Genomic DNA, 1,576 nt, shown 5'->3' on the forward strand with positions numbered 1-1,576 from the left:
AGCCCGCTCCCGATGCCGTACCGCACACGGAGCAGCCGGAGGACCTGGACGCCGGGGCCGCCGAGCGGGAGGAGAGCACGGCCGCGGTGGCGGAAGCACGACAGTCCGCCGGCCCGGCCGCGCCCGCCTACGCCGACGCCGAGCGGGAGGCCGTCCTGAAGGTGATGCGCGAGCGCCGCGACATCCGCAACGGCTTCCGCAGCGACCCCATCCCGCACGAGGTGCTGCTCCGGGTCCTGGAGGCCGCGCACACCGCGCCCTCCGTGGGCCACTCGCAGCCCTGGGACTTCGTCGTCATCAGATCCGCCGAGACCCGGCAGACGATGCACGAACTGGCGATGCGACAGCGCGAGGCGTACGCCAAGTCGCTGCCGAAGGGCCGGGCCAAGCAGTTCAAGGAACTGAAGATCGAGGCCATCCTCGACACCCCGGTCAACATCGTCGTCACCGCCGACCCCACCCGCGGCGGCCGGCACACCCTCGGCCGTCACACCCAGCCGCAGATGGCGCCCTACTCCTCGGCGCTCGCGGTGGAGAACCTCTGGCTCGCCGCCCGCGCCGAAGGCCTCGGCGTCGGCTGGGTCAGCTTCTTCGACGAGCGGGAGATGGTCCGCGCGCTCGGCCTGCCCGAGCACCTGGAGGTCGTCGCCTACCTGTGTGTCGGGTACGTCGACGAGTTCCCGGACGAGCCCGAGCTGATGCAGGCCGGCTGGTCCAAGCGACGCCCCCTGTCCTGGGTGGTGCACGAGGAGACGTACGGCCGCCGCGCCCTGCCCGGAGAGGAACCCCACGACCTGCTCGCCGAGACCGTCGCACAGATCCGCCCGCTCGACGCCAAGGCGCTCGGCGAGGCATGGGAGCGCCAGAAGCGCATGACCAAGCCGGCCGGCGCGCTCGGCATGCTGGAGATCATCTCCGCACAGCTGTGCGGGCTGTCCCGGCAGTGCCCGCCGCCGATCCCGGAACCCGCCGCCGTCGCGATCTTCGCCGGCGACCACGGTGTGCACGCCCAGGGCGTCACCCCCTGGCCGCAGGAGGTGACCGCCCAGATGGTGGCCAACTTCCTCGGCGGGGGAGCCGTCTGCAACGCCTTCGCCGCCCAGGTCGGCGCCGAGGTGTGCGTCGTGGACGTGGGCGTGGCCGCCGACCTGCCCGCCACGCCGGGCCTGCTGCCGCGCAAGATCCGCGGTGGCACGTCCGACATGACCGCCGGTCCCGCGATGACCCGCGAGGAGGCCAAGGCGGCCATCGAGGTGGGCATCGAGACCGCCCGCGACCTGGTGGCGGCCGGCAACAAGGCGCTGCTCACCGGTGAGATGGGCATCGCCAACACCACCGCGTCCGCCGCGCTGATCTCCGTCTTCACCGGCGCCGACCCGGCCGAGGTGACCGGGCGCGGCACGGGCATCAACGACGAGACGCTGGTCCGCAAGACCGAGGTCGTCCGCCGTGCGCTGGAACTCCACCAGCCGGACCCGGCCGACCCGATCGGCGTCCTCGCGGCCATCGGCGGCTTCGAGCACGCGGCCATGGTCGGCCTGCTGCTCGGCGGCGCGTCCCTGCGTACGCCGGTGAT

At 73.1% G+C, this 1,576-nt stretch carries 1 protein-coding gene; it reads left to right on the forward strand.

Going from position 1 to position 1,576, the window contains the following annotated elements; all coding sequences use genetic code 11:
* On the forward strand, positions 1-1,576 hold a 1,576-nt coding region (bluB, locus tag H5J33_RS34705; RefSeq protein WP_181798633.1), incomplete at both ends, for a 5,6-dimethylbenzimidazole synthase.

Source organism: Streptomyces sp. WELS2, assembly GCF_013870595.1.
GTDB lineage: Bacteria > Actinomycetota > Actinomycetes > Streptomycetales > Streptomycetaceae > Streptomyces.